At 49.7% G+C, this 2,704-nt stretch carries 2 protein-coding genes; both read right to left on the reverse strand.

From position 1 onward, the window contains the following. The coding region (locus tag UYS_RS18605) for a hypothetical protein (protein ID WP_156821658.1) at positions 1 to 359 on the reverse strand (359 nt) is incomplete at its 3' end. A gap of 1,490 nt (positions 360 to 1,849) precedes the next feature. After that, positions 1,850 to 2,587 (reverse strand): hypothetical protein, encoded by a 738-nt coding sequence (locus UYS_RS18610; RefSeq protein WP_156821659.1) that lies wholly within the window; start codon positions 2,585 to 2,587, stop codon positions 1,850 to 1,852. Between the last annotated feature and the right edge of the window lie 117 nt (positions 2,588 to 2,704).

Genomic DNA, 2,704 nt, shown 5'->3' on the forward strand with positions numbered 1-2,704 from the left:
GGGTCATCAGGACACCCCGCCTCCAGCCAGCGGCGTTTGGATACCAGGCCTGTGGCTTTGCGCTCAGGGCGGCCATAGACCAATGCCTGGTTAGTCTTGAGCGATTTCAGCAAACAAGCTAAAGAGCCCAGAGAATGCAATTTGTAAACGCTGGCATTGCCTTGCTCCATTTGTCCGCCGGAGTACTTTTCCAGTTCATCATTTTCTGATAACCGGTAGTGCTTGGTTAGACAAGCTGGATTCTCGGATGTAATGACTGTTAAATCAGCTGAAAAAATGTTATCTCCGTCTCGAAAGTATTCACTTTCCACCCCGCTAATGGTTGCAGCCTTAGCGGGGCTTTTTTTGAGCTCAAGCATACCCCTCTCCTCACTTTCGGCATCACCACTTCAATAGACTGAAGGTGGAGTAGAAATAAAGTCATTTCCTGAAGTCATCTTCCACTCCGCCTACTTTTCCGCTGGGTCTTTCTTGTCACTCGGCGCGCATTACGATTAGGCAATTCCGATGCGTCTACAGCGCATAGTATTTTCTCGCTAGGCAGATTCTCAGAAACCCCTGCTCGCCTAACATTAAAGTCACGATGCATCAATCTGGCCAAACTAAGGGATGCTTTCATTTCTCTACTCCCTCAGCCATAGATGCCTCTACTGTATTTCCATATACCTCCCCATGCTCCAGCCAATCAATAATTTCTTTCAGGCGATAAAACACAGACCGGCCGCGCTTAACATACCGAGGCGCTGGACGCCCTAGCAGCATTCCTGTAGTACGTGATTTTCGGGCAGTAGATGGCTGTACATTGATCAAAATGGGGAACACAGCCTTTTCGGGAAGTTCGATTAATGCGGGGCTGCACCCCTCTCGGTACCGAGCCATGGCACTACTGGCCAGATCAACGGGGGATTGCTTACGAGTGTTCATTGACGCATCCATCTATAGCTCCAAGTGGTGCGTCGTATATTGTCGAGAACCTCTCAATCCTCCAAGTCTCCCCCTATCCCCCAGTTAGGGGTATACCCCGAGAAACAGAAATCACTTCACAGTTGAACTAAAAACCAAAGTGACCCAGTACCTGCCAACGCTTTTGATCCACTAGGTGCCTGTCATCGCTAGATGACGTCACTTTCATCCGACTGCACGACAAGGCTTTAACTACTTCGTCAGCCTCCCCGAGGGCGGGCTACGGCCAGAACAAGAGGGTTGTGATCAGCGAGCAGTTCCGCGAGCTGAAGGTGAATCAGCGCCTCTACGGATACACCACCATCGCTGGCTTCCTGATCCATGCCTGCTGCGGCTACGCCCCCGGAGAGCAAGGATAATGTCGAAACCGAGGTGAAGTACGCCAAGCAGGATGTCTTCTATACGAGACCTTCTACGAAGAGGCCTACAGGCGAGCTTATGTGCAGCAATGGCACGACGTCGTCACCAACATGAGCACTCATGCCACCATCGGCAAGCAGCCGAGGGAGGGACGCTTCGACTCCCAGGTGCCCAGCCATCCTCACCCAACTTGGCCCCGCCCTGCGTGGGGCGTGAGGTTCACGGCTTAACACCGCGACGGATCGATAAGGCTGGGCTGACGGCCGAAAGGCCAACAAGTAGTCGGTGCCATGGCCTATCTACAGGGCCACGACGGATTTCAAGAACCGGACAACCTTCAATGACGTTGACAACGGGGCCGAGTCTCCCAGACGAATGGAAGCCGAAGGACTCCCCACGGCAGTCGCCACCGCCACGAATACCGCAGTGGCGCCTGCGGCGCCATTACTCGAGGCGTCGACCAGGTGCAAAGCCGCCCTCGCACAAGCCAGTTTCACGCCAGTCTTCGCGGAGCCATTAAAAACCACTAAGGAGCTGGCTCTTCACGTATTCGTCCATGCTTTCTTAGCCGATCCCAAGATTTTTCAAAAATTGTTGACCCCTTAACAAAGATCTTTGGATAATCTGACTCAGACTTTAATTTAACTTCTGATTTCACCCAAAAACTTCCAGGCTTAAACTTAGGAAGCCTTAACGGGTCGTAGCCCAGCCCACCCAATATCTTGAGAACGAGCTCGTCTTGATCGCTTTGCCGGCTCCCTTTCATTATATAGTTATTCTTCACCCTACCTGTACCAGCAGGCCACGAATCCCAGCCTTCATTGTCATCCCCATCTTCAGATCTTTCGGAATGAGGAAACTTAAAGGCCTCAGGGATATCGACTTCCGAGTATCCACACCCTCTCTTTAACCAACGATTAATTTCTTTCCGGTGTATACCCAACCGAACAAGGCTTGGCCTTAAACTCCTCCAGCATTTGTCACCAATAGAAAGATCGAACCAGCCAAATAAACCAGTAACAGAATCTCGATTAACCTCACCACTTGCATTCAGATCAGCAACCTGGACCCAGCACACATCGAGATCACCCATTTGTGCTGCACTAACCAGCCTTCGGTAAGTTATACCTTGATCATCAAAATGGTCATCAGGGTAATTAACTCCCATATCCATACGGAAATCATTAATATCAGCCCCCTCTAAAATAATAGAAATAGCTTCACTTGACCTCACATCAATAGAATGACTAACCAAACTCGACATACAAGCCTCTAAAATTCATCTTAATTATAATAATCAATACTGGAAATAAAACTTATCCATCAACGAATATTTAATCGTTAAAGCCAACTGCTTCACATTAGCCACATAGCTGTCGGG

Origin of the sequence: Halomonas smyrnensis AAD6 (genome assembly GCF_000265245.1) — a bacterium.
Taxonomy (GTDB): domain Bacteria; phylum Pseudomonadota; class Gammaproteobacteria; order Pseudomonadales; family Halomonadaceae; genus Halomonas; species Halomonas smyrnensis.

Bases quoted from the DNA above. Each gene is read 5' to 3' on its own strand.
- UYS_RS18610 (WP_156821659.1), bottom strand. From the start codon at position 2,587: ATGTCGAGTTTGGTTAGTCATTCTATTGATGTGAGGTCAAGTGAAGCT.